The organism is Microcoleus asticus IPMA8 (assembly GCF_013179805.1).
GTDB lineage: Bacteria > Cyanobacteriota > Cyanobacteriia > Cyanobacteriales > Microcoleaceae > Microcoleus > Microcoleus asticus.
Window position 1 is genome coordinate 1 of sequence record NZ_SRRZ01000087.1, and the last position, 25382, is coordinate 25382.

General features: G+C 47.8%; 33 protein-coding genes. 30 read left to right on the forward strand and 3 right to left on the reverse strand.

Annotated features, from left to right (window positions below; genetic code table 11):
* The first annotated feature begins 640 nt into the window (after positions 1-640).
* The 6 genes from E5S67_RS21285 (at position 641) to E5S67_RS21310 (ending at position 9427) form a co-directional block, all read left to right on the forward strand.
* Positions 641-3451, forward strand: a complete 2811-nt coding sequence (locus E5S67_RS21285) for an ATP-binding protein (RefSeq protein WP_172190413.1) — start codon at positions 641-643, stop codon at positions 3449-3451.
* Positions 3444-4775 carry a sensor histidine kinase gene (locus E5S67_RS21290; RefSeq protein ID WP_172190385.1) on the forward strand — a complete coding sequence of 444 codons (1332 nt, stop codon included), beginning with the start codon at positions 3444-3446 and terminating at the stop codon, positions 4773-4775. The genes E5S67_RS21285 and E5S67_RS21290 overlap by 8 nt, the downstream gene beginning before the upstream one ends.
* A 252-nt stretch (positions 4776-5027) precedes the next feature.
* On the forward strand, positions 5028-7142 hold the full coding sequence (locus tag E5S67_RS21295; protein WP_172190386.1) for an ATP-binding protein: 2115 nt from the start codon (positions 5028-5030) through the stop codon (positions 7140-7142).
* 4 nt (positions 7143-7146) lie between these two features.
* Positions 7147-7365, forward strand: a complete 219-nt coding sequence (locus tag E5S67_RS21300; protein ID WP_172190387.1) for a hypothetical protein — start codon at positions 7147-7149, stop codon at positions 7363-7365.
* Entirely contained in the window at positions 7362-8891 is a 1530-nt protein-coding gene (locus E5S67_RS21305) for a thymidylate synthase (protein WP_172190388.1), read from the forward strand. Before E5S67_RS21300 ends, E5S67_RS21305 begins: the two co-directional genes overlap by 4 nt.
* Entirely contained in the window at positions 8888-9427 is a 540-nt protein-coding gene (locus E5S67_RS21310) for a deoxycytidylate deaminase (protein WP_172190389.1), read from the forward strand. The genes E5S67_RS21305 and E5S67_RS21310 overlap by 4 nt, the downstream gene beginning before the upstream one ends.
* Positions 9428-9668: 241 nt before the next feature.
* On the opposite strand, the gene E5S67_RS21315 is transcribed toward E5S67_RS21310, so the two are convergent.
* The 3 genes from E5S67_RS21315 to ndhN form a co-directional block, all read right to left on the reverse strand.
* Positions 9669-10154: a salt stress protein, Slr1339 family gene (locus tag E5S67_RS21315; RefSeq protein ID WP_172190390.1), complete on the reverse strand. Its 486-nt coding sequence runs from the start codon at positions 10152-10154 to the stop codon at positions 9669-9671.
* A 72-nt stretch (positions 10155-10226) separates the two neighbouring features.
* Positions 10227-10832, reverse strand: coding sequence for a vWA domain-containing protein (locus E5S67_RS21320; protein ID WP_172190391.1), 606 nt, complete (start codon positions 10830-10832; stop codon positions 10227-10229).
* Between the two features lie 119 nt (positions 10833-10951).
* Complete coding sequence (gene ndhN, locus E5S67_RS21325; protein WP_172190392.1) at positions 10952-11428, reverse strand: NAD(P)H-quinone oxidoreductase subunit N; 477 nt, start codon at positions 11426-11428, stop codon at positions 10952-10954.
* 434 nt (positions 11429-11862) lie between these two features.
* On the opposite strand from ndhN, the gene rplC reads away from it, so the two are divergent.
* From rplC to rpsM, 24 genes are all read left to right on the forward strand, one after another.
* Positions 11863-12498: a 50S ribosomal protein L3 gene (gene rplC / locus E5S67_RS21330; RefSeq protein WP_172190393.1), complete on the forward strand. Its 636-nt coding sequence runs from the start codon at positions 11863-11865 to the stop codon at positions 12496-12498.
* Positions 12499-12688: 190 nt separating this feature from the next.
* Positions 12689-13321, forward strand: coding sequence for a 50S ribosomal protein L4 (gene rplD / locus E5S67_RS21335; protein ID WP_172190394.1), 633 nt, complete (start codon positions 12689-12691; stop codon positions 13319-13321).
* Positions 13314-13622 carry a 50S ribosomal protein L23 gene (locus tag E5S67_RS21340; RefSeq protein WP_172190395.1) on the forward strand — a complete coding sequence of 103 codons (309 nt, stop codon included), beginning with the start codon at positions 13314-13316 and terminating at the stop codon, positions 13620-13622. The genes rplD and E5S67_RS21340 overlap by 8 nt, the downstream gene beginning before the upstream one ends.
* A gap of 175 nt (positions 13623-13797) precedes the next feature.
* Entirely contained in the window at positions 13798-14661 is an 864-nt protein-coding gene (gene rplB / locus E5S67_RS21345) for a 50S ribosomal protein L2 (protein WP_172190396.1), read from the forward strand.
* 113 nt (positions 14662-14774) lie between these two features.
* Entirely contained in the window at positions 14775-15056 is a 282-nt protein-coding gene (gene rpsS / locus E5S67_RS21350; protein ID WP_041623488.1) for a 30S ribosomal protein S19, read from the forward strand.
* 96 nt (positions 15057-15152) lie between these two features.
* Entirely contained in the window at positions 15153-15512 is a 360-nt protein-coding gene (gene rplV / locus E5S67_RS21355; RefSeq protein ID WP_172190397.1) for a 50S ribosomal protein L22, read from the forward strand.
* A gap of 111 nt (positions 15513-15623) precedes the next feature.
* Entirely contained in the window at positions 15624-16352 is a 729-nt protein-coding gene (rpsC, locus tag E5S67_RS21360; protein WP_172190398.1) for a 30S ribosomal protein S3, read from the forward strand.
* A gap of 114 nt (positions 16353-16466) precedes the next feature.
* Positions 16467-16886, forward strand: coding sequence for a 50S ribosomal protein L16 (rplP, locus tag E5S67_RS21365; RefSeq protein WP_172190399.1), 420 nt, complete (start codon positions 16467-16469; stop codon positions 16884-16886).
* 157 nt (positions 16887-17043) lie between these two features.
* Positions 17044-17325, forward strand: coding sequence for a 50S ribosomal protein L29 (rpmC, locus tag E5S67_RS21370; protein ID WP_172190400.1), 282 nt, complete (start codon positions 17044-17046; stop codon positions 17323-17325).
* A gap of 67 nt (positions 17326-17392) precedes the next feature.
* Positions 17393-17641, forward strand: a complete 249-nt coding sequence (gene rpsQ, locus E5S67_RS21375; protein WP_015178711.1) for a 30S ribosomal protein S17 — start codon at positions 17393-17395, stop codon at positions 17639-17641.
* 127 nt (positions 17642-17768) lie between these two features.
* Positions 17769-18137 (forward strand): 50S ribosomal protein L14, encoded by a 369-nt coding sequence (rplN, locus tag E5S67_RS21380; RefSeq protein ID WP_172190401.1) that lies wholly within the window; start codon positions 17769-17771, stop codon positions 18135-18137.
* Between the two features lies 1 nt (position 18138).
* Positions 18139-18501 carry a 50S ribosomal protein L24 gene (gene rplX / locus E5S67_RS21385; protein ID WP_216670624.1) on the forward strand — a complete coding sequence of 121 codons (363 nt, stop codon included), beginning with the start codon at positions 18139-18141 and terminating at the stop codon, positions 18499-18501.
* A 114-nt stretch (positions 18502-18615) separates the two neighbouring features.
* Positions 18616-19161 carry a 50S ribosomal protein L5 gene (rplE, locus tag E5S67_RS21390; protein WP_172190402.1) on the forward strand — a complete coding sequence of 182 codons (546 nt, stop codon included), beginning with the start codon at positions 18616-18618 and terminating at the stop codon, positions 19159-19161.
* Positions 19162-19183: 22 nt separating this feature from the next.
* Positions 19184-19588, forward strand: a complete 405-nt coding sequence (gene rpsH, locus E5S67_RS21395; RefSeq protein ID WP_006634988.1) for a 30S ribosomal protein S8 — start codon at positions 19184-19186, stop codon at positions 19586-19588.
* A 122-nt stretch (positions 19589-19710) separates the two neighbouring features.
* On the forward strand, positions 19711-20259 hold the full coding sequence (rplF, locus tag E5S67_RS21400; protein WP_172190403.1) for a 50S ribosomal protein L6: 549 nt from the start codon (positions 19711-19713) through the stop codon (positions 20257-20259).
* A gap of 2 nt (positions 20260-20261) precedes the next feature.
* Positions 20262-20624, forward strand: coding sequence for a 50S ribosomal protein L18 (gene rplR / locus E5S67_RS21405; RefSeq protein ID WP_172190404.1), 363 nt, complete (start codon positions 20262-20264; stop codon positions 20622-20624).
* A 128-nt stretch (positions 20625-20752) separates the two neighbouring features.
* Positions 20753-21298: a 30S ribosomal protein S5 gene (gene rpsE, locus E5S67_RS21410; RefSeq protein WP_172190405.1), complete on the forward strand. Its 546-nt coding sequence runs from the start codon at positions 20753-20755 to the stop codon at positions 21296-21298.
* A gap of 145 nt (positions 21299-21443) precedes the next feature.
* Positions 21444-21890 (forward strand): 50S ribosomal protein L15, encoded by a 447-nt coding sequence (gene rplO, locus E5S67_RS21415; RefSeq protein WP_172190406.1) that lies wholly within the window; start codon positions 21444-21446, stop codon positions 21888-21890.
* A gap of 102 nt (positions 21891-21992) precedes the next feature.
* Positions 21993-23297, forward strand: a complete 1305-nt coding sequence (secY, locus tag E5S67_RS21420; RefSeq protein WP_172190407.1) for a preprotein translocase subunit SecY — start codon at positions 21993-21995, stop codon at positions 23295-23297.
* Between the two features lie 5 nt (positions 23298-23302).
* Positions 23303-23884 (forward strand): adenylate kinase, encoded by a 582-nt coding sequence (locus E5S67_RS21425; protein ID WP_172190408.1) that lies wholly within the window; start codon positions 23303-23305, stop codon positions 23882-23884.
* Positions 23885-24000: 116 nt separating this feature from the next.
* Complete coding sequence (locus E5S67_RS32600) at positions 24001-24159, forward strand: hypothetical protein (protein ID WP_216670625.1); 159 nt, start codon at positions 24001-24003, stop codon at positions 24157-24159.
* Positions 24160-24178: 19 nt separating this feature from the next.
* The gene (gene infA, locus E5S67_RS21430; RefSeq protein ID WP_006276978.1) at positions 24179-24403 is read left to right on the forward strand and encodes a translation initiation factor IF-1; all 225 of its coding nucleotides are present in this window, start codon (positions 24179-24181) and stop codon (positions 24401-24403) included.
* Positions 24404-24771: 368 nt separating this feature from the next.
* Positions 24772-24885, forward strand: coding sequence for a 50S ribosomal protein L36 (gene rpmJ / locus E5S67_RS21435; protein WP_015178722.1), 114 nt, complete (start codon positions 24772-24774; stop codon positions 24883-24885).
* An 83-nt stretch (positions 24886-24968) separates the two neighbouring features.
* Positions 24969-25352, forward strand: coding sequence for a 30S ribosomal protein S13 (gene rpsM, locus E5S67_RS21440; RefSeq protein WP_006634981.1), 384 nt, complete (start codon positions 24969-24971; stop codon positions 25350-25352).
* Positions 25353-25382 lie beyond the last annotated feature (30 nt).

Consider the following 25382-nt stretch of genomic DNA (forward strand, 5'->3'; position numbering starts at 1 on the left):
TTTTATCGTGCACACTAGCTAATTTAGGATGATTACATTTACGTCAAGGAGCTTAACTACACAGAGGCTTTGATTGTTTTCGGAGATGTCTTCTGATTAGGGGGCTGAGGCGTAGACTGAAAAGGACTGACCCTAAAGGGTCAGCAGATTCATCCGACGGCTAGAAGCCCTAGGCTTTCTCTGGGATTTTGTGTAAGCGGTAGTCTTCGATTGGAATGAGGTTGAGAGATTGTTGGTGGAGTGCGATCGCCTTTAAACTTCAGCCAGAACGATCGCCGGCTCTACTAAAAAGAACAGTCTGCTAACAGATCAAAGCTGATAGCAGCCTCCCAGCCACTCCACCAACCAGCGCTACATCAACCAACTCAGCCATTGTTGCTCTCCGTGAAAAAGAGAAAGCGACTCGCAACTTGCTAATGCGACTGGTCGTTGGAGGTAGGACATTAATTGTTAGCGTCGGTGCCTATTTCAGCTACCAAGTGGTGCGGAATTTGACGCTATAAAACTTGAACCGCAATGCTTTTTTAGAAGTCCAACCGAAGCCGATATTTTCCCTGTTTATTGCAGATAAAATCTGGTGCCTCTAAACCAAGTTTGGGAACTCTCAGGCCTGTACCCTATCTTTAGTGTTTTGAACGCTATGCTGTCGAAGTCCACAATTGGTGCTGCTCAAGGCTTTAGTAAGGTTCCTCTGCGAACCGGTCTGGTTGTTCCATTCATCCTGCAAATCTTCGCGGCCGTAGGATTAACAGGGTATCTGTCGCTGCGAAATGGACAGAAAGCAGTGAATGAACTAGCGACTAACTTGCAAACGGAGGTGAGTAACCGTGTGGATCAGCACCTCGACAGCTATGCCGCTGCAACCCGCTATTTGACCCAAATCAACGGCGAGCAAATTGACCTGGGACTGTTGAACTTACAGGATGCCGATCGCCTGGCTCAATTCTTTGCAAAGCAGGTAAAAACCTACAACGTTGGCTATATCCTGTACGGGTCTAAAACGGGGGACTTTATCGCATCCGGATATTACCGCGAGTCAACCATTCCGAACCACGGCAACCCTGACATTAGCTTGGTGCTACCGAAGCAGTACGGCAATCCTGATTTGTACAACTACATTACGAATGACCAAAGCCAGCCAACTAAAATGTTTGAAATCACCAAAGCGTATCAGTTCCAGAACGAAGGCTGGTACGCCAAAGGTGTCGAGACGGGCAAGCCAGGATGGAGCGCGATCTATCAATGGGAGACTAATAACTACCCGTTGTCGATCGCCACGAGTCGCCCCATCTATGACAAGAATGGTAAGTTGATCGGCAGCGTGGGAGTCGAGCAGCGCCTTTCGCAAATTAGTGACTTTTTACGTGAAATTAAGGTTAGTCAATCCAGCAAGGTGTTCATTCTGGAGCGCAACGGATTTATCGTTGCCAGTTCTAGCGATGCGCCCGTGTTTTCAGTAACGAACGGCAAACCTCAACGACTGCGGGGCTTTGAGAGTAAGGACGCCCTAATTCAAGCCACCTCCAAGTATCTCCGCGATCGCTTCGGCGCTCTCAAAACCATTCAAACCGTCCAGCAGCTAGACTTTCGCCTCCAGGGTGAGTGGCAGTTTGTTCAAGTAACTCCCTGGCAGGACGAATGGGGATTGGACTGGCTGGTAGTCGTCGCCATGCCCGAATCAGATTTCATGGGACGAATTAATGCCAACACCGTCAACACGATTTGGCTGTGCTTAGGCGCATTAGGGCTGGCAACGGTTTTGGGTGTCTACACCTCGCGCTGGATTGCTCGACCCATTTTGCTGCTCAGTCACGCATCGGAAGCGATCGCCGAAGGAAAACTCGACCAAAACGTCGAAGCCTCTGGCATTAAAGAACTGGGTGTACTTGCTCAATCCTTTAACCGAATGGCGCAGCAGTTGCGCGATTCCTTCACCGCCCTAGAGCAAACTAACCAGCAGCTTGAACAGCGAGTTGAACAACGCACCGCCGAACTCAAGTATTCAAAGGAAGCTGCAGACAATGCCAACAAAGCAAAAAGCGAGTTTCTCGCCAACATGAGCCACGAACTCCGCACTCCCCTCAATGGTATTTTGGGCTATGCTCAAATCCTCAATCGCAGCAGCGCATTGCCAGCAAAAGAACGTCATGGGGTAGAGATCATTTACCAGTGCGGTTCTCATTTGCTGACGCTGATTAACGATGTGTTGGACTTGTCCAAAATTGAAGCCGGCAAACTAGAACTCACACCTAAAGCGATTCACTTTCCCTCATTCCTCCAAGGTGTCGCTGAAATCTGTCGCATTCGTGCCGACCAAAAAAACATTGGCTTCGTTTACGATCCAGATCCGCAGTTACCTGAAGGGATTTTTGCCGATGAAAAACGGCTGCGTCAGGTGTTACTCAACTTGGTGGGAAATGCGATTAAATTCACCGACAAAGGTTCTGTCACGCTCAAGGTTGCCGTAGTTGAGAATCATCCCAATCCGTCCACTCGCTCTTTCAAATTTCAAGTTAAGGATACGGGCGTAGGAATTGCGCCCGATCAATTGGAGAAAATTTTTCAGGCTTTTGAACAAGTGGGCGATCGCCAGCGCCAAGCCGAGGGCACCGGTTTAGGACTGGCTATCAGCCAAAGGATTGTCCAACTCATGAACGGACAAATCCAAGTTAACAGCCAACCCGAAGTCGGCAGCGACTTCTTTTTTGAGGTGGAACTGGCGATCGCCACCGATTGGGCACAGCAAAACTCCATCACAACTGGAAAACAAATTATTGGTTACGAAGGACAACGACGCAGCATTCTTGTGGTAGACGATCGTTGGGAAAACCGAGCCGTTCTCGTCAACTTGTTAGAGCCACTAGGATTCCAACTTAGTGAGGCAGAAAATGGACAAGCAGGATTGGAAAAAATACGACATTCTCAACCTGACTTAGTGATTACAGACTTGGCAATGCCAGTGATGGACGGCTTTGAACTGCTCAAACAAGTTCGCAGTGCAAAGGATTTGCAACACCAGAAGATCATTGTCTCTTCTGCATCAGTGGCACAAGCCTATCGACAGATGAGTTTAGATGCAGGGGGAAATGATTTCCTGGCAAAGCCAGTGGAACTCAGTGAATTATTTAACCTCTTAGCCACTCATTTGGAATTAAAGTGGAAATATGGAATTACAGCCTCGAACGACTCTGGGCCATCCACTCCAACCACTGCATTAGAGAAACCAGAAGGGATTATTATTCCTTCCCCTGTAGAGTTAAGGACGTTACTAGAACTGGCACAGCAAGGCAACTTAAAACGCCTACGATCGCACACAGAGCATATTGCTCACTCTCACCCTCGCTACGCTGATTTTGCCTCACAAATTCTTCAGTTGGCCAAGCAATTTAAAGCCGAAGAGATTGAAGAGTTGCTACAACAACACCTCACAGAGAAGAAAGCCGATGTCTAGTCCTGAATTAATTCTGGTGGTGGATGATACCCCTGCGAATTTAGAAGTGGTTTGTGAAACATTAAGTGATGCGGGGTACGAAGTGGCAACCGCAATCAACGGCGATCGCGCTCTTAAGAGGATCCAAGCTTATCCTCCCGATATGATCTTGCTCGATGTTCAAATGCCAGGACTTGACGGCTTTGAAACCTGCCAACGTCTGAAGGCAGATCCCAAAACAGCCAGTATTCCCATCATTTTTATGACCGCTCTCTCCGATGCCGATAGTAAGGAGAAAGGATTTGACTTGGGTGCTGTGGACTACATCACCAAACCCTTTCAAGAAAAGGAGATGCTAGCACGGGTGAAAACTCATTTGCAGCTACGGCAGTTAACTAAAAATCTTGAACAGCGTGTAGCTGAGCAAACGGCTGATTTAGAAGCAGCATTCACACAACTGCAACAGTCTCAGTGTCAGTTAGTCCACACCGAAAAGATGTCTGCTTTGGGCAATTTAGTGGCGGGTGTCGCGCACGAGATTAATAACCCGCTTGGCTTTATTGTTGGCAATCTGAAACCCGCTCAGGATTATATTAAAGACCTTTTTCAAGCGATCGCTCTCTACCAAAAAGAACTCCCTTATCCAAGTGCCACGCTACAGGCATTCCTGGACGAAATAGACTTGGAATACTTACAAGAGGACTTACCCAAGTTAATCGATTCGATGCAAGAAGGAGTCGATCGCATTCACACAATCAGCACCAGTTTAAGAACCTTCTCGCGTTCGGATTGCGATCTCCCCATTGCTTGCAATATCCACGACGGCATTGACAGCACGCTCTTGATTCTCAAGCATCGCCTCAAAGCCAACGAATGTCGCCCGGAAATTGAAGTCATCACAAACTATGGCGATCTGCCACAGGTAGAATGTTTTGCCGGACAGTTGAATCAGGTATTTATGAATCTGCTGGCCAATGCGATCGATGCCCTGGAGGAATCAAATCAAGGACGCAGTTTTGCTCATATCAAAGCCAACCCCAACCAGATTACTGTCAAGACACAATTGTCGGAATCTCAAGCAGTGATCCGAATTCAGGATAATGGGATTGGCATGACGGATGCGGTGAAGCAAAAAATCTTTGAGCATCTGTTTACCACCAAAGGCGTGGGGCAAGGAACAGGGCTAGGATTGGCGATCGCTCGTCAAATCGTAGTGCAGAAACACTGTGGCAGTCTAGAAGTCTACTCAACTTTAGGTGAAGGTACAGAGTTTGTGATTTCAATTCCCGTGAAGGCGATCGCTGTAAAAGACCTTCAGGCAAAGATCTGCGTTGACGCAGCATAAGAAATCGTTGCAGCGGCAGTATAAAGATGATGGGTGATGCTGCAAAGGCGATCTGCGGCCGCTGAACTCAACCTTTGTTATAGATATCATTAACGGAACAATGCCAGTATGCCAGATGAATCATCGCCTCCTTCCTTCCCGAAGCTCTTTAAAGTGCCATTACAGGCGATTCTAATTGTCCCATTTGTTGTTCAAACGGTGGGCGCAGTGGGTATTATCAGTTATCTTTCCTTCAGGAACGGACAGAAGGCAGTGAACGATGTAGCAGCTCAGTTGCGCCACGAAACGAGCGATCGAATCGCACAAAATCTAACTCACTTGGTTGCCACTCCTTTTCAAGCGTTTGAAAGTTATGAAGCTGCACGAAGCCAAAACCGGATCGACCTTAATAACGGAAGGGATATAGAGAAGTTCCTGTGGCGACAACTTCCTGCTTTTAGGAATCTCAGCCTGACAGCGTTCATTACAACCAACCAAGAGTTTTTTGGTGCTGAGCGGCAAGATGATGGTGCGATCGTGATCCGCACTTCTGAAGTAGAAAGTAACCGTGCGCTGATCACCTACCGTACTAACTCAAGCGGCTCACGACTCGAAGTCATAAGCGCTGGCGAGCCGAACTTTGAGCCACACCAACGGCCTTACTACAAAATTCCAGTCCAGCAGAGGGAAGCAACCTGGGGAAAAGTGTTTCGGCACGTCAGTGGCAAAACGATGTATATTGCGCCTGGCAAACCCGTATACAACCAGGCAGGTGAGCTGCAAGGCGTGTGGATGGCGAGCTTAAACTTGTCAATGATTGGGGATTTTCTCAGAAGCCTCAAAATAGGAACAACCGGACAAAGTTTTATTCTGGAACGTTCTGGAGAAATGATTGCCACCTCTACAGGCGAAAAACCGTTCCGATATTATCCAGACAAAGTTGTGCAACTTCCAGAAGAGCGGGTTGAACGACTCAATGCGATCGATAGCGAAAATTCCACCACTCAGAAAACAAGCCAGTTTTTGCTAGAGAAGTTTCAAGATTTTGACCAGATCCAGGGATTTCAGCAGCTTGAGTTTTCCATTAACGGTACACGCCAGTTCGTGCAAGTTGCTCCTTTTCGGGATGGCAGGGGCATTGACTGGCTGGTGGTTGTCACCGTTCCAGAATCAGACTTTATGGCACAAATTAATGCCAATACTCAAAGTACGATTTTGTTAAGTCTACTGGCGCTAGCTATTTCTCTGGGAATTGGCATACTCACCACTCGCTGGATTACTCAACCGATTTTGCAGCTCAATCAAGCATCTTCGGCAATGGCTGCCGGATCTCTGAGCCAAGCCGTGACAGAATCATCCGTCTATGAGTTGCAAGAACTCACGCAGTCGTTTAACCGCATGGCTCAACAGTTACAGGAATCATTTAACACGCTGGAACAAGCCAATGAACAATTAGAGCATCGAGTCGAAGAACGCACGGCTGAGCTAAAAGCGGCAAAGGATGAAGTTGAAACTGCCCTCAGAGAACTACAACTGGCCCAGACTCAACTGATTCAAAGCGAGAAAATGTCGAGTTTGGGGCTGCTAGTTGCCGGAGTTGCCCATGAAATTAATAACCCAGTGAATTTTATCTATGGCAATCTCAGTCATGCCGATGAATACACTCAAGAACTCTTAAAACTCGTGCAAGCTTACCAGACTCATTACCCCGAACCTCCAGCAGCGATCGCACAGCAGTCAAAGGCGATGGATTTAGATTTTATGGTTAACGATCTATCTAAGCTGATCGAATCAATGAAAGAGGGGGCGCGACGAATTCAAGAAATTGTCTTAGCATTACGAACATTCTCTCGGCTGGATGAAGCAGAAGTTAAATCAATCAATATCCATGATGGCATTGATAGCACGCTGGTTATTCTGGGCAACCGTCTGAAGCCCAAGCCGAATCATCCAGGAATAGAAATCCTGCGAAACTATGGTTCTCTTCCCCTGGTGGAGTGCTATCCGGGACCGCTCAATCAGGTTTTTATGAACATCTTATCTAACGCCATTGACGCCATTGAAATCGCGTTTAAGCAGGGAAAACAAATGACTCCCGCAATCTCCATTCATACGGCCCTCATCGACGAGAGTCGGGCCCAGATCCGAATTGGAGACAACGGCATCGGCATTCCAGAAGCTATCAAACAGCAAATCTTTGACCCCTTCTTTACAACCAAGCCGGTTGGAAGTGGCACTGGCATGGGGCTGGCAATGAGTTATCAGATCGTCACCGATCGGCATCAGGGCACTTTAAGTTGCAGCTCACACTCTGGAGAAGGCACGGAATTTGTAATTCAAATTCCGCTCAAACAGAATTTCAGAGATGAGGAGCTATATAGAGAGTGAGTAGTTGTCATTGGATCGTGCGATCGCCGCATCACACGGCACTGAAGTCGATGAAACAAGCTACAAAGGACTGGTTCACAACAGGAAGATGAGCATCATTAAAGGTTCTTTATTCCTTGGCTGCATTCTATCCGATCTCTCGAAGTGTTCCGCCAGATCGCCCCTTCAAACTATCCAAACTATTGATATAGTAGTACGCGGTGCAAAAAACGGTAAACCATGACAGCCACAAATCTAGTCAATAAATTTGAGTACAAACCCCTATACAAACCAAATCAATTAATTTGCGGAACGGGGCAAACAGCCATTGTCAGCGGCTGGACGGTAAAAAGTGCGATCGGCAAACATTTACAACCTCAAGAATATGCTGCGATCGGACAACTGTACTCTCCTACTCGCGGCATCAACTTCTTAATTAGAAACTTGCTGTGCAATCCCCACGTCCGCTTTTTAGTAATTCTCAACGCTACCAAAGAAGACCGCAACTCCGGTGCGGCAGCGTGCTTGCTCGACTTTTTTCGCAACGGCTTTAAAGCCGGCAAAAGCGATACTGGTAGAGATTGCTGGCTAATTAAATCTGCAATATTTGGCTACATTGATATTGAAATAGCAGCAGAAGCCTTAGAACTATTGCGTCATTCCATCGAATGGAAAGAAGCCAAAACTATAGCAGAAACAGTAACTGTTGTCAAGTCTTTTGCCCAAAAAGAATCTGTTGAACCTTGGGGAGAAACCGTTATTTTTCCGCTAGTCGAAATCGTCCCGACTGTACTCCCGGGTCAGAAATACGGACACAGAATCGAAGGCAAAACTATTGCTGAAACTTGGGTAAAAATCATCCACCGAATTAAGACCACTGGCACCTTGCGGCCGACTGGTTACGACGGACAGTGGCAAGAATTAATCGACTTAATGGCAGTGATTACAGATGAACCTGCGGAGTTCTATTTTCCCGAACCGAATTACTTACCAATAGACCGTGATTTCCTCGAACAGTACAAACCGCAAATGCTGGAAGATGCCCCATATAACGAAGGCATTAAATATACCTACGCACAGCGGATGCGGTCGTGGTTCGGACGCGATCAAATTGAAGAAGTTATTGCTAAACTAATTAAGGAAATTGATGCGGCAAGTGCTGTAATTAGTTTGTGGGATGCCGGCGGAAATATTAACAGAAGACCTGACGGTTCGTCCGATCACCAGCACAGCGGCAGTCCTTGTTTAAATCACATTTGGGTGCGAGTTGTGGATGAGGAAATATCGCTAACTGCAACTCTCCGCAGTAACGATATGTTTGCGGCTTGGCCGGCAAATGCAATGGGTTTGCGGGCTTTGCAGCAGCACATTCGAGATGAAATTGCGAGGCGTTCCGATTATAATTTGACAATGGGCCCGTTGGTAACGCTGAGTCAATCGGCTCACTTGTATGACGATACCTTTGAAAATGCCGATCGACTAATTCAAACCCAATATGCTAAAATCTGCGAAGATCGAGACTTTTTTGATGCAGCGGGGAATTTTTTAGTTGAAGTAGCCGACAATCAAATAGTTGTCACGCAAACCACCCCCGGCAGCGGCGAAGTTGTCACCTGTTATTCTGGAAAAAACCCTCTCAAGTTAGTGCGAGAAATTTGTGCGGCTTCCCCGGCTATCAAAGGCGAGCATATTGGTTATTTGGGAATAGAATTGCAAAAGGCGGCCGAGTGTCTGAAAACAAGCAACCAATACATCCAGGATAGACGATGAATCTAGAAGAAGAGAGACCGAGTTGGGACGAATATTTCTTAATGTTAGCAAAATTGGCTGCTACTCGATCGACTTGTCTTGCCTTTCCTGTAGGCGCAGTGATAACTAAAAACAGGCAAGTTTTAGCAACGGGTTACAACGGTTCGCCGTCAGGTTCGGCACACTGTACAACTCAAGGCTTCTGCTATCCTGGTTTGAGTAGTTGCGACGCCAGCAAAATTTTGCCATCAAGGGCGGTTCACGCTGAAGCAAATGCGATCGCGAAAGCTGCTAAACACGGTATATCGACTGCTGGGGCTAGTATTTACGTCACTTTAGAACCCTGCATCTATTGTTTGAAATTAGTCATTGCGGCTGGAATTCGAGAAGTGTTTTACGAAACGACTTTTAACAGCGGAGAAAAAGCTGCTTTGAGAGATACTTTTATAAGTGAAGGTATTGTTGAGTTAAAACAAATTCAGCTATCTGAAGATACAGCAAAAAAGGCGGCTTTGTTTTTGTTGAATCCTACATCTGTGTCCAAAAATTTAGTATAGGATAGATCCTCCCCGTGGTTGTCGCAGCTATAGGAAGTAACTGTGCTGTGTTCCTATAAATGATATTTATTTGCTGGCAATTTGTAGGGATACGGCAGTGCCGTATCCTAAATCCCGCGTGATACAAGTGATATTTATTTTACCCTTTGTAAAGACACAGCACTGCCGTGTCCTTACAACAAATAGAGATGGCAATTAAACAAAAAACGTCCTGACAAATTGTGAATACCGTGTAGTTGAATCAATCAAACTCATTCACAGCTTGCAAATAGTCGATCGCCGCATCTATCCTCGAAGAATACTTAAAAGCAAACTGATCGAACCAATATCCCTCATCGGAATTCTTATCCAACTTTTTCAGCCAAACCTGAGCTTGCCTAACTTTCTGTCTGTGCGTTTGTACTTCCAACTGCGGCCCCGCGACTTTTTCTGCTGGCCTCGGTTCAAGTGAAGCCACTTCCTGAGGTTGATTTTGTGCTTCGTTCTCAGCCTTAAGCCGTTCCTGTGAAGCAGCTTCCTGAGCTTTATTTTGCGCTTCGTACTCAGCCTTAATTTGAGCCAAATCCTTATCTAAAGGACTAGCATACAAATTTATATCTGATGTTTTAAATGTTGGATTTGACGGCGCTTGTGCTTGCACCGACGCCTGACTTTTCAACTCAGCAATTTTTTGAGATGCTTGATACTCTGCCTTAAGTTCACCTAACAGGCGATCGATCGATTCCATAACTTAAACCCCCTAAAAAATGCTGCTGGGCCAACTGGCCCCAATATAATCACGGAAACTTCGCCCGCCTCCTCAATCAGTTATTGCATTCAGCAATACCTCCGTCAGGGTCATTCCTTCAATATCATCCATCGTGACAGTATCAACGATATCGAATTTAGCCCCAGCGCTTTGCAGTTCGTCATCCAATATCTTGAGAAACTTAGTCGCTTCCGGCGCATTCCCTACTTGAATGAAAGAAATCGCCAACTCTTCATCTCGATCGAGCTTCCGCGAAGCCTCTATAATCGTTTTCATCACTTCTTTGCGATCGTCCGGTTCCCCGTCCGTCACCACTAATATTGTTTCCCCATTTTGCTTGGTCTTACCGGATGCTTTGCGCTGAAAATAACTGCCCAGGGCGTCTTGCAGAACAGCAGCTAAATTCGTAGTTCCCGAAGGTTCGTTTTCTTGGAAAATTTGCACGACTTTAGCTGATGTTACGTTGTCATAGCGCTTGAATCGACCGGAAAACAAATAAACTGTTAGGCCGTCCGGGTCGAGTTCTTCGCATTTATTCGCCAATGCGATCGTCGATTCTTGCATGAGCGCCCACCGACTTTTACCGCCCGTCAGGTCTTTCGTGTACATACTGCCGCTTTTGTCAATGATGAGTGTATAATCGCGGTTCTGAAGCATAAGATTTTTCCTGTTAATTAAGTTTTTTTCCAAAAAAATCAAAACCAGCGAGCAGAAGCTGTTGAGCTTTAGTTGCTCGCTGCATTTTTTAGGTGATTTGCGATCGAAAATAGCCGAATTTAAGCTGCAACTAAAGCATCTTTAAGTGGCTTCCAGCTAAAAGCTCGATCGCCACCCATCTCCACTGCTATTTTAACTCGCGGTTCTAACGTCGGCAAAACAGTCAAATACTCAATCTCCTGACTCGACAAAATTTGCCCTTCAATAATCCACAGCACCAGTCCTTTTGCTTTCGGCCGCAAATTGTCTAATTGAGTTTGCAAAATCGGTGGCAGGTAGTATGTATAACCCACAGCCGCTTCGTTGCCAGTAGTTTTCTTGCCCAAATGCGGCGGCCGCACCCCGTGAACTCCCGTCAAATACATCGCCAAATCTCCCAAACCCCGCGCCGTAATCGTGTGCGCACCGTAACCCGCAGCTCTCAGCCGCCGCAGGTAGCGCCCCTCAAATCCTCCCTCTAAAGGAACATACAGGGCCAGCGACCCCGACTTTTCCAAATCCCGAATCAGATCCGAGCCCGTCGTAATCAGTCCCATAAATTTGTCTTGCCTGCTATCTTAAATTTGGTCGATCGCTGCTTGCGAGCTTGAAATATTATAAATCCTAAAGTTGAGGCGAAAAATTCTCATCGCGGCCTTGACAAACGGCAAACACTTCATGTACTATTGTGAATTGTCGTCGCCGTAAAGGATACTGAGTACATTTATGCTCAAGTCCTGGCGCAAACAAGCAAGACCGAAAAAAAAACTCGGAGATTTAGCAGGTAAAAAGCCGCAGATCTAAACTCTTGCAAGACTTCCACAAGCTCGCTCCCAAATTTAAAACTCCAATTTTAAACACCGAGGAAGGCTGTTGGTTGATAACAGTTAATTGCAGGAACACTGAAATAAATGTTTCTGCACAAGAGCAAGCGGATTGACGTAAACTTCGCAATCCGAAACCTCTTGCGTACATAAAAGGAAAAAAATCCGTGTCTGTAGGCATTCTTGGCACTAAACTAGGCATGACTCAAGTGTTTGACGACCAAGGGAGAGCAATCCCTGTCACCGTCATACAAGCAGGGCCTTGTACAGTAACGCAAATTAAAACGAAACAAACTGACGGCTACAGTGCCGTTCAAGTTGGATACAACGAAGTCAAGCCAAAGGCTCTCAACAAGCCAGAATTGGGACACCTTGGCAAGTCTGGGGCCAGTCCATTGCGCCACTTGCAGGAATACCGCTTGCAAGATACCAGTTCATTTGAATTAGGTCAACAACTAAAAGCAGATACCTTTACACCGGGACAAATAGTAGATGTCATCGGTACAAGCATCGGTAAAGGTTTTGCAGGTTTTCAAAAGCGCCACAACTTTAAACGAGGCCCCATGTCTCACGGTTCCAAGAACCACCGCGAGCCTGGATCGATCGGACCTGGAACTACTCCCGGTCGCGTTTATCCCGGGAAAAGAATGGCAGGACGTATGGGCAACGTTCAAGTCACCGTCCGCAAACTAACAGTTATCCGGGTGGATGCAGAGCAGAATTTGCTGCTAATTAAGGGAGCAGTTCCCGGCAAAGCTGGTGCCTTAGTCAATGTTGTGCCTGAGAAAAAAGTAGGACGTTAGTCAGTAGTAAGTAGTCAGTAGTCAGCAGTCAGTAGATAGTGGTTGGCCGTTAGTAGCAAGCAATAACTAAGAACTAAAAGCTGAAAACTAAGACCTGAAAACTAAGACCTGAGAACAGACAACAGACAACAGACAACAGACAGCAGAAAACTAACAACAGACAACTAACAACAGACAAAGGACAAAAGATATGGTTAACTGTGTAGTGCGAAATTGGCAAGGCGAAGAAGTTGGGGAAACAACTTTAGAACTGCGCGTAGCCAAAGAAGAAAATGCGTCTCACATCGTTCACAGAGCATTGACGCGGCAACTGAATAACGCCCGTCAAGGAAATGCTTGCACCAAAACTCGATCGGAAGTCAGAGGCGGCGGCCGCAAACCCTGGCGTCAAAAAGGCACCGGCCGAGCCAGAGCAGGTTCGATCCGTTCTCCGCTGTGGCGGGGCGGCGGTGTCATCTTCGGGCCAAAACCGAGAGACTTTGAAGTCAAAATGAACAAAAAGGAACGCCGTCTCGCTTTGCGGACAGCATTCCAAAGTCGCACCGAAGACATAATTGTGGTTGAAGAATTTGCAGAGCAATTTCCGAGACCGAAAAGCAAAGAATTGCTGAGTGCGATCGCTCGCTGGGGCATCGAACCCGATACAAAAGTTCTGTTAATCTTGCCAGAACCGCAACTAAACGTCTACTTATCAGGACGCAACATCGAATTAGTAAACGTCATCTTGGCAACTTCCCTGAATGTTTACGACGTTCTCGCGGCTGACAAAATTATCGTCACATCTACAGCCATAGCTAAAATTCAGGAGATTTACGGTGAGTAAAATCGACCCCCGCGACTACGCAGATTTGATCCAGCGTCCGATTCTCACCGAGAAAGCTACCCGAATGATGGAGTTAAATCAATTCACATTTGATGTAGCCCCCAAAGCGACCAAGCCTCAAATCAAAGCTGCAATCGAAGAACTGTTTAAGGTTAAAGTCACCGCAGTTAACACCCAAAACCCGCCGCGCAAAAAGCGTCGAGTTGGCAAATTCGTCGGCTTTAAACCTTGTTACAAGCGAGCAACCGTAACTCTGACGGACGGAGACTCGATCCGCAAACTCCTATTCCCAGAAGTCTAGACGATTTTGGATTTTAGATTTTAGATTTTAGATTTTAAATTGCGGTTAACTGGTGGAAATTCTCGAACCAGAAAACTCGTAAGTTAACCAAAGATCGCCAATCTTCAACCTAAAATCTAAAATCGATAAACGTCAAATCCAAAATCCAAAATCCAAAATCTAAAATAGATCGATTATGGGCATCCGTTCTTACCGACCTTATACCTCCAGCACCCGGGAACAGACCGTCTCGGACTTCGCTGAAATTACCAGATCAGAGCCTGAAAAGTCTCTAACCAGCAACAAGCACACCAAACAAGGCCGCAACAACCGAGGCGTCATTACCTGCCGCCACCGGGGAGGCGGTCACAAACGGCTGTATAGAGACATCGACTTCCGCCGCGACAAACACAGCATTCCCGCTACCGTCAAGGCGATCGAATACGACCCCAATCGCAACGCCCGCATCGCCCTCCTGTTCTACAAAGACGGCGAAAAACGGTACATCCTGCACCCGCTCAACTTAAACGTCGGTACAGTAATTGTCTCAGGCCCAGACGCGCCGATCGAAATCGGTAACGCCCTTCCCCTGAAGAACATTCCCCTCGGTACCAGCATCCACAACGTCGAGCTAGTACCCGGAAAAGGCGGACAAATCGTTCGCTCCGCCGGCTCCAGCGCTCAGCTAATGGCCAAAGAAGGTACCTACGTCACCCTCAAACTGCCATCAGGCGAACAGCGCAAAGTCCGCGCCGACTGCTACGCCACCATCGGTCAAGTCGGCAACACAGACGCGAGAAACATTAGCCTCGGCAAAGCAGGTCGCACCCGCTGGAAAGGTCGCAGACCCACCGTTCGCGGTAGTGTCATGAACCCGGTAGACCACCCGCACGGCGGTGGCGAAGGCAGAGCTCCCATCGGACGTCCGGGACCTGTCACTCCTTGGGGCAAACCAGCATTGGGTGCCAAAACCCGACGCAAAAACAAACGCAGCGACGCTTTAATCGTCCGACGCCGCCGCAAATCTTCCAAACGCGGCAAGGGCGGCAGACAAAGTTAGTCATCACTCAGCAGTCTTCAGTCCTTAGTTGTTAACTGCTAACTAATGACTGAGGACTGATGACCGATGACTGCTGAACCCTGATTAATGACTCCTGAATTACTAAAAAAATCATGTCTCGATCGCTAAAAAAAGGCCCGTTTGTCGCAGATCATCTGATGACAAAAATCGAAAAGCTCAACGCCGCAGGCCAAAAACAAGTAATTAAAACTTGGTCGCGCTCTTCCACAATCCTGCCCCAAATGGTAGGTCACACGATCGCCGTTCACAACGGCAGACAGCACGTACCAGTCTACCTCACAGACCAAATGGTAGGTCACAAACTAGGAGAATTTTCCCCCACTCGTACCTTTAGAGGTCACGCTAAAAGTGGTGATAAAAAGGCAAAAAGATAGCCTAATTAGGTGACAGGTAATAGGTAGTAGGAAAAAAAATTACCAATTACCAATTACCTTTTCCCCAATTACCAATTACCAATTACCAAAATCGAAATGGCTATAGATACCACATCCGAAATTAAGGCGATCGCCCGTTACATCCGGACATCCCCCTTCAAAGTGCGCCGAGTCCTCGACCAAATTCGCGGCAAAAGCTACCAAGAAGCCCTGATTTTACTCGAATTCATGCCCTACCGCGCCTGCGAACCAATCGTCAAAGTTTTGCGATCGGCAGTAGCAAACGCCGAACACAACGCAGGATTGGATAAAGCCAAGCTCGTAGTTTCTCAAGCTTACGCAGACCAAGGCCCAGTCCTCAAACGATTCAGACCCCGCGCTCAAGGTCGCGCCTACCAAATCCGCAAGCCAACTTGTCACATTACCGTAGTAGTGGCTCCGCTCGTAGAAAACTAATCAGGGAAAACGTAATAGGTAATAAACAGCTTTAAGTTGAAAAAACAGGTAATCACCAATTACCAATTACCAGTTACCAATTACCAATTACCAACTAACTCATCAACTTTTATGGGCCAAAAAATACATCCAATTGGTTTCCGCCTCGGCATTACCCAAGAGCACCGCTCTCGCTGGTTTGCTGACGCCAGAAACTATCCAGAACTCTTGCAAGAAGACTACAAAATTCGCAAGTACGTCCGCAAAACCCTCAGCAATGCTGGCATTTCCTCAGTCAGAATTGAGCGGAAAGCCGATCAAATCGACCTCGAAGTATTCACCGCCAGACCGGGCGTTGTCGTCGGCCGCGGCGGAGCAGGCATCGAAACTTTGCGCGTCGGTTTGCAGCAGCAACTCGGTAGCAACCGCCAAATCCGCATCAACGTCGTCGAAGTCCAGCGAGTAGATGCCGATGCCACACTGATCGCAGAATACATCGCTCAGCAACTAGAACGGCGCGTATCCTTCCGCCGAGTAGTCCGCCAAGCAATCACCCGCGCCCAAAAAGTAGGCATCCAAGGCATCAAAATTCAAGTCAGCGGACGCCTCAACGGCGCAGAAATCGCACGTACCGAATGGACGCGCGAAGGAAGAGTCCCCTTGCACACGCTGCGGGCAGACATCGACTACTCCTACTGCACTGCTCAAACCATCTACGGTATTCTGGGCATTAAAGTTTGGGTTTTCAAAGGCGAAATTATTCCCGGACAGGAACAAGAGGCTGCACCAAATGCAGCAGTGCCCCGCACCAAACAAAAGCGCCGCCGCCAGAATTTTGAAGATCGATCGAACGAAGGCTAACTAATTGTTAACTGTTAGTTGTCACTTGTTAACTGTCAGTTGTTCTAAACCAATTAGCAATTAGCAATCACCAATTACCAATTACCAATTACCAATTACCCAACTCCCAAAGCCATGTTAAGCCCTAAAAGAACCAAATTCCGCAAACAACAGCGCGGGCGAATGAGCGGTGTTTCCACCCGTGGCAACACAGTTAGCTTTGGCGAATTCGCGCTCCAAGCCATCGAACCCGCCTGGATAACTTCCCGCCAAATAGAAGCCGGACGGCGCGCCATGACCCGCTATATCCGCCGGGGCGGCAAAATCTGGATTCGCATTTTTCCCGACAAACCAGTCACCCAGCGCGCAGCAGAAACCCGGATGGGTTCTGGTAAAGGTAATCCTGAGTTTTGGGTTGCCGTAGTCAAACCAGGCCGGGTAATGTTTGAAATTGGTGGCGTAAATGAAGAAACTGCGCGCGAAGCAATGCGTTTGGCATCTTTCAAATTACCAATTAAAACCAAGTTCATCACTCGCGAAGAAGGCCAGTCATAGCGATAATCGAAGGTAGAAGTAGGTCGGCATTGGTCAAAATTTTAAACGGCTACAGCAATTTAAAATCGGTCATTCATAACTTTTCTTTCCTTCGAGATTCAGCATCTAGACAATTCTGCCTTCAAAAGACCGATCGCTAACGAGAAAGCACACAATTATGTCTTTGCCCAAGATTAAAGAAGCTAGAGATTTAAGCGATGCCGCACTAGCAGAGCAAATTTTAGCCGCCAAGCGCCAACTAATGGAATTGCGGCTCCAGCAAGCTACCGGCCGCATGGAAAAGCCTCACCTGTTCAAGCACGCCAAGCACCGCGTCGCTCAATTGATGACAGTTGAACGCGAGCGCCAAATCGCTGCTGATGCAGAAGCGGCAGAAAAATTAGTCGCAGCTAAAGATGCCGCAGATTCGGCTCCCAGCGCAGAAGTCAGCCAAGAGTAAGCAGCAGCCTAGCCTCGGCTCGCACAGTAGCTAAAAAAACTCAATTGCAGAACAACAATAGGTAGGTATGGCAATTAAAGAACGAGTTGGCGTAGTAGTCAGCGACAAGATGGATAAAACCGTCGTGGTAGCAATCGAAAACCGCTCCTCCCACACCAAATACGGCAAAATCGTAGTCCGCACCAAGCGGTACAAAGCTCACGACGAAGAAAACCAGTGCAAATCGGGCGATCGCGTCCGCATCACTGAAACTCGCCCTTTGAGCAAAACCAAACGCTGGACGGTTGCTGAGATTTTCGGTGCAAAAAATGGCTAACAGTTAATTCTTAATTGCTTTGAAGCGTGCGATCGTCAAATCAATCGATCGACCCTGTGATTAACCATCAATTAGCAATTAGCAGTTATCAGTTAGCAAGCATCAAATTACCTTTTCCCCAATCACCATGATTCAACCCCAGACATACCTCAATGTCGCCGACAATAGCGGAGCCCGCAAACTGATGTGCATCCGTGTATTGGGAGGCGGCAACCGCCGCTACGGCGGAGTCGGCGATGTCATCATTGCCGTCGTCAAAGACGCCATCCCCAATATGGCCGTCAAAAAATCAGATGTCGTCCGGGCTGTCATTGTCAGAACCCGCAAAGGCCTGCGCCGCGACAGCGGCATGAGCATTCGTTTTGACGATAACGCCGCCGTTATTATCAACGTAGACGGCAACCCCAGAGGCACTCGGGTTTTTGGTCCCGTAGCCCGCGAACTGCGCGACAAAAACTTTACTAAAATCGTTTCCTTAGCCCCGGAGGTACTTTAAAATGTACGGAAAAAAGGGTAAACCAACTAGCGAACTGCAGCGCTACAGAATGCACGTCAAAGCAGGCGACACCGTGCAAATAATTACTGGCAAAGAGAAAGGAAAAGTCGGAGAAATCTTAAAGACATATCCTAAAGTCAGCAAAGTAATTGTTAAAGGTGTAAATATCAGAACCAAGCACGTCAAGCCCCAGCAAGAGGGAGAATCAGGCAAAATAGTCACGTTTGAGGCTCCCATTCACAGCTCAAATGTCATGCACTATTCCGAAAAAGAGAAAATAGCGAGCCGCGTTTGCTATACATTTAGCGAAGATGGCCGGAAACTGCGACAGCTCAAAAAAACAGGAGAAATCCTCGATAATTAGTCATTAGTCATTGGTCATTAGTCATAAGTGATTAGCTGACAACTGACAACTAACAACTGACAATCGACAAATTCCCTGACCAAGCCCAGGGACAGTTAACGAAACACAAAAACTATGCCGGACAAACTCAAGGTTCTTTATCAAGGAAAAATCGTTCCCACACTGATGGATCAGTTTAAATATACTAATATCCATCAGGTTCCCAAACTCGTCAAAGTCACCGTGAACCGCGGTTTGGGAGAAGCATCTCAAAATGCTAAAGCACTGGATTCGTCGATCAGCGAAATTGGCATCATCACCGGGCAAAAACCGGTGGTGACGCGGGCGAAAAAAGCGATTGCAGGCTTCAAAATCCGCAAAGGAGTACCCGTCGGCGTTATGGTGACGCTGCGCGGCGATCGGATGTACGATTTTCTCGATCGGCTGATCAACCTCGCACTCCCCCGAATCCGCGACTTCCGCGGCATCAGCCCCAAAAGCTTTGACGGGCGCGGCAACTACAGCTTGGGTCTGAGAGAACAGCTAATTTTTCCAGAAATAGAATATGACCGCATCGATCAAATTCGAGGCATGGACATTTCAATTATCACCACAGCAAACACCGACGAAGAAGGACGCGCCTTGCTTAAAGAAATGGGAATGCCGTTCCGGGACAACTAAGCACTAGAGTAAGAAGCAAAAGATGGCAGCTAACGATACCATAGCAGATATGTTGACGCGCATTCGCAATTCTTGCATGGCGCGCCACCAAACAACGCAAATTCCAGCTACAAAAATGACCCGCAGCATCGCCCAAGTCCTCAAAAGTGAAGGCTTTATCGGCGAATTTGAAGAAGCAGAAGCAGAAGGGATCAACCGACATTTAGTGCTTTCTCTAAAGTACAAAGGTAAAACTCGCAAGCCCATTATCACGGCACTTAAGCGAGTCAGCAAACCAGGACTGCGCGTTTACTCGAACCGTAAAGAATTGCCCAGAGTGTTAGGCGGAATTGGCATAGCCATTATTTCCACCTCCAGCGGCATTATGACCGATAGAGAAGCTCGACGCCAAGGTTTGGGCGGTGAAGTGCTTTGTTATGTTTGGTAGTCATTAGTCATTAGTCATTAGTCACCGCTCGCGGGCAACAAACTCAAAAATCGATCGCTAAGGACTAATAACTAAAGACTAATAATCAAGGACTAATAACTAAAAACAAAGGACAAAAAACTATGTCGCGAATTGGCAAGCGTCCGATTAGCATTCCCAATAAAGTCACCATCACCCTAGACGGTCAAAAAGTAGCCGTCAAAGGTCCTAAAGGTGAACTTTCCCGAGTTATCCCAGCCGAAATCCTCATGGGACTCGAAGGCGAGACTTTACTCGTTACCCGCCGAGACGAATCTCGCGTCGCCAGACAACTGCACGGCTTGTGCCGCACCCTAGTCGCCAACATGGTCGAAGGTGTATCCCAAGGTTTTCAGCGGCGCCTGGAAATTATCGGCACAGGTTATAGGGCACAGGTTCAAGGACGGAACCTGATTTTAAACGTCGGTTACAGCAAGCCGGTGGAAATGCCTCCTCCAGAAGGCATCACAATGGCAGTTGAAGGCAACACCAACGTCATTGTCTCCGGTATTGACAAAGAACTCGTAGGCAATACAGCAGCCCGCATCCGCGCGGTGCGTCCGCCCGAAGTCTATAAAGGCAAAGGCATTCGCTACAGCGGCGAAGTCGTCCGGCGCAAAGCTGGTAAAACAGGCAAAACAGGTAAGAAGTAACAATGAAGCTTACTCGCAAAGAATCAGTCCAGCGCAGACACCGCCGGGTGCGGCGCAAGGTGTTCGGCACCTCCGAACGTCCCAGACTAGCGGTATTTCGATCGGATCAGCACATCTACGCCCAAGTAATCGACGACACGGCACAGCACACTTTGGCTGCTGCGTCAACCCTCGATCCCGAATTGAAGTCAACTCTCAGTTCTGGTGCCAACTGCTCCGCGAGCGTGCAAGTCGGTCAGTTGATTGCCAAACGCTGTTCCAGCGCTGGCATAGTCAAAGTAGTATTCGATCGCGGAGGCAACCTCTATCACGGTCGCGTCAAAGCCCTCGCAGAGGCAGCTCGCGAAGCCGGGTTAGACTTTTAGGAACAAGGAAGAAGTCCGATGGAAGTCGGAAGAAGGAAGAAGGAATCAATAAAATTCTTAATTCCTCATCGTTAATTCCTCATTCCCGACTACCAGTTACTAATCCTCAATTCCCACAAGACAAAACTATGGCAGAACAAAAAGAACAGCGCAACAAGAAAAAAAGCAGCGGCAACAAAACGCGCGAAAAAGAATCCGAATGGCAAGAACGGGTCGTTCAGATCCGCCGCGTTACTAAAGTAGTCAAAGGCGGTAAAAAACTCAGCTTCCGCGCCATAGTCATTATCGGCAACGAACGCGGTCAAGTTGGAGTCGGAGTCGGCAAAGCTAGCGACGTAATCGGTGCCGTTAAAAAAGGCGTCGCTGACGGCAAAAAGCACCTAATTGAAGTCCCCCTAACCAAAGCTAACTCCATCCCTCACCCCATCAACGGTGACGGTGGCGGAGCAAAAGTCATGATGCGTCCGGCCGCTCCGGGAACCGGGGTAATTGCAGGGGGAGCAGTGCGAACTGTTCTCGAACTAGCAGGAGTCCGCAACATCTTGGCAAAACAGCTAGGTTCTGGAAATCCTTTAAACAACGCCCGAGCAGCAGTCAACGCCCTCTCCACCCTCCGCACATTGTCCGAAGTTGCTCAAGAACGCGGAATTCCAGTAGAAAACCTCTACGGTTAGGGCATAGAGAATGGGAAACTGTAAGTTTTGAGTGTTAAGTGCTTGCGTTGAGAATAAAAAAATCCGCAACTCAAAACTCACGCACTCAAAACTACTGCGCACCCGCTCTCTAAATACCAATTACCAATTACCAATTACTAAAACTATGAGATTGCAAGACGCCCGACCCAAAGCAGGCTCCCAAAAGCGCCCCCGACGCTTGGGCAGAGGTATTTCTGCCGGTCAAGGCGCGAGCTCCGGCAAAGGGATGCGCGGTCAAAAATCTAGAGCCGGTAGCGGCACTAGACCCGGTTTTGAAGGTGGTCAAAATCCTCTTTACCGCCGTCTGCCTAAGCTGAAAAGCTTCCCTTTAGTGAACCGCAAAGAGTACACTACCATTAATGTAAGTAAATTAGCATCGCTGCCAGCAAACACAGAAGTTACTCTCGCTTCTTTGATCCAAGCAAAAATTGTCACCACAGACGACGGGCCGCTGAAAATCTTAGGAGATGGCGAACTGAATGTGCCTTTGCAAGTGCGCGCCTCGGCTTTTACCGCAGGTGCTCGCACCAAAATTGAAGCCGCCGGCGGAAGTTGCGAATTAGTTGCGTAAAGATTTGAGGTTTGAGAGTCTGTCCAAATCTCAAATCCTCAAGCTTGCTATCAGAAAATGATTTAGTCGAAAATCCCAAATCTAAAATCCAAAATCGTAACTATGGACGTTAGTAGAGAGAAAGCGCCAACTGCACAAGAGACGTTCATGCAGATGGCTCAAGCTGCTGGTTTGCGAGGCCGCATCCTCGTAACCATTGGCTTACTGATTTTAGTACGCCTGGGTGTCCACTTGCCAGTCCCCGGCATCGATCGAGTCGCCTTTGCCCAAAACGTCCAAAATAGCCCTTTAATTGGCTTTTTGGATTTGTTCTCAGGAGGCGGCTTGTCAGCTTTGGGGATTTTCGCGCTGGGGATTTTGCCCTACATTAATGCTTCAATTATCGTGCAACTTCTAACTGCGGCTCTGCCAAGTTTAGAAGACTTGCAGAAAAATGAAGGGGAAGCAGGGCGGCGCAAGATTTCTCAAATTACTCGCTACGTTTCTTTGGGCTGGGCAATTTTGCAAAGCGTGGGCATTGCGATTTGGGTCAGCCCTTTTGCTCAAGCTCCGGCGCCTTTATTCATAGCACAAACTGCTTTGGCCCTGACGGCCGGCTCAATGTTTGTGATGTGGATATCGGAAGTGGTAACGGAGCGAGGTATCGGGAACGGAGCGTCGCTGCTGATTTTTATCAACATTGTGTCGGTTTTGCCACGTTCTTTGGGACAAACTTTTGAATTGGCTCAAAGTGGGGACACGCAAGTTGTGGGCCGTGTAGTCGTTCTGCTGCTGGTCTTTTTGGTGACGATTGTTGGGATTGTTTTTGTTCAGGAAGGTACTCGTCGTATTCCGATTATTTCGGCCCGCCGCCAAGTCGGCCGCAAAGTTTATCGGGAGAGCCGGAGCTATCTGCCCCTGCGCTTGAATCAAGGCGGAGTGATGCCGATTATTTTTGCATCTTCGGTTTTGATTGTGCCTTCTTTCCTCGCTCAGTCTCTCAATAACCCATTTTTGGTTCAAGTTGCTAATGTTTTGAGTCCGAACGGGCCGGCGCCTTGGGCTTACGCGCTGTTTTATCTGACTTTGATTCTGTTCTTCAGCTATTTCTACGCTTCGTTGATTGTCAACCCCGTAGATATGTCTCAGAACTTGAAGAAAATGGGCGCCAGCATTCCTGGAATTCGTCCGGGCCAGAAAACCAGCGATTATGTGGAGAAGGTTTTGAACCGTTTGACTTTCTTGGGAGCGATATTTCTCGGTCTGGTGGCCATTGTACCAACTGCTGTAGAAAGCGCGATCGGAGTGCAAACTTTTAGAGGTTTTGGCGCAACTTCCCTACTGATTTTAGTAGGTGTAGCGATCGAAACTGCTAAGCAAATTCAAACTTACGTCATCTCCCAACGATATGAAGGAATGGTGAAGTAATCGCAATGCACTTGATTTTTATGGGGCCTCCAGGGGCAGGAAAGGGAACTCAGGCTCAGCTTTTATCAGCTCTCTGGAAAATACCCCACATTTCTACCGGTGACATCCTACGCGCCTGCGTAGTTGCCAAAACGGACTTGGGTCAAAAGGCACAATCCTACATGGATCGGGGAGAGTTAGTTCCTGACGAGTTATTGATGGATATCGTGCAAGAACGTATGAATCAGTCAGATGCTCGTGCTGGCTGGATCCTTGACGGCTTTCCCCGCACAGTCGCGCAGGCAGCTTTTTTTGACAAACTGCTATGCGAGGTTGGGGGTGGGGTAAGTTCGTCTGGAAAGGACTGCGATCTCAGAGCTGTCAATTTGGACGTTCCTGACAATATTTTGGTGGCTCGCCTGTTGTCGCGGGGTCGCCAAGATGACAATGAGGAAACAATCCGCCGCCGGTTGCAAGTTTATCGCGAGCAAACTGAACCTTTGATTGAGTTTTACAGAAACCGCGAACAGTTAGTTGCGGTTGATGGCGATCGAGCGATGGAATCAGTCACAGCACAACTGCAACAAGCTCTCTCGGGCGACTCTTGAACCGTCTCAATACAGCTTGTTACTCACAAGCTTTTGCTAAGATATGTTAACTAGGAGCTTTTTGTGCTATCAGGTTTTGTGAGGGTTGCTAGTTCCGGGATTGAACTCGATACTAATTGCCACAACTTTACTCAAGTAAAGCTAAAGCAAGCGGTTTGTTGAGTCAAGAAATCGATCGAGTCGCCCGAATTTTTGCCCCCCCGTTCCCGTTTGACCCTTACCAGTCAATAGGTTTTGAGGTAAACGCCGGGATACTCCTAGTTAATCAAATGTAGAGTTGAGGTAAATACCAAATTGTCTAAGCAAGATTTAATTGAAATGGAAGGGACGGTGACGGAATCCCTGCCCAATGCGATGTTTCGCGTTGACCTAGATAATGGGTTTAACGTGCTGGCTCACATTTCCGGCAAGATCCGCCGCAACTACATCAAAATTCTGCCTGGCGATCGCGTCAAAGTCGAATTGACTCCCTACGACTTGACCAAAGGTCGGATTACTTATCGCCTTCGGAAAAAATAGGCTTAGATAAAACTTTCTAAAAACTAATTCTAAGTTTAATTAGAGAGAATTTGGTAAAAAGCGCCAAATTTATGCTATAATGCTACGTTTGTAGTGTTGCCGAGAAGGGCGTCAACAACCCACCGGTGTACCGGGTTAAGTCATTGCTACGCCGTAAAAGTATTGCTCGCCAACACTCTGGCGCAGGCGAACTTTACCCCAGCAATGGGAGTGGGTGCAAGCGGGCTCCTTCATGAAACAACCCGCACTTTATACAATTTAATCGAGGAGAGGCCTACACCTTGCCCAGCCTCTCCTCCCACCGCTCTACGGGCAGTCCCAGCGTGCCTGCTCTCCGGTAGAGCGGGGTTCTCCAGGCAGGAAGAAAGATGAAAGTTCGAGCATCTGTCAAAAAAATTTGTGAGAAATGTCGCGTCATCCGCCGTCGCGGTCGAGTGATGGTGATATGCACTAACCCGAAACACAAACAGCGCCAAGGTTAGAAAAAAAGAAGATTGGGCACTGCACGCAGGTGCATCCTAATTGAACATTGTAGCCAAACAGGAAAACTAGGGAGACAAAAAGTGTGGCACGGATTGCCGGGGTAGACCTTCCACGCGATAAGCGCGTCGAAATAGGTCTGACATACATTTACGGAATAGGCTTGTCGCGGGCCCAAAAAATTATTGCTGCAACAGGCGTAAATCCTGACACTCGCGTCAAGGATTTAACAGAGGCCGACGTGACAGCTCTGCGGGCTCATGTAGAAACCACATACCAAATCGAAGGAGACCTCCGGCGCTGGGAGTCAATGAACATCAAGCGCCTGATGGACATCGGAACTTATCGCGGTCGGCGTCACCGTTTGGGTCTGCCGGTGCGGGGACAACGGACCCGTACCAACGCCAGAACCCGTCGCGGTGTCCGCCGAACAGTTGCGGGCAAGAAAAAGGCACCTTCCAAGAAGTAACATCTTTTTGGGAAAAATACGCTGGGGGCT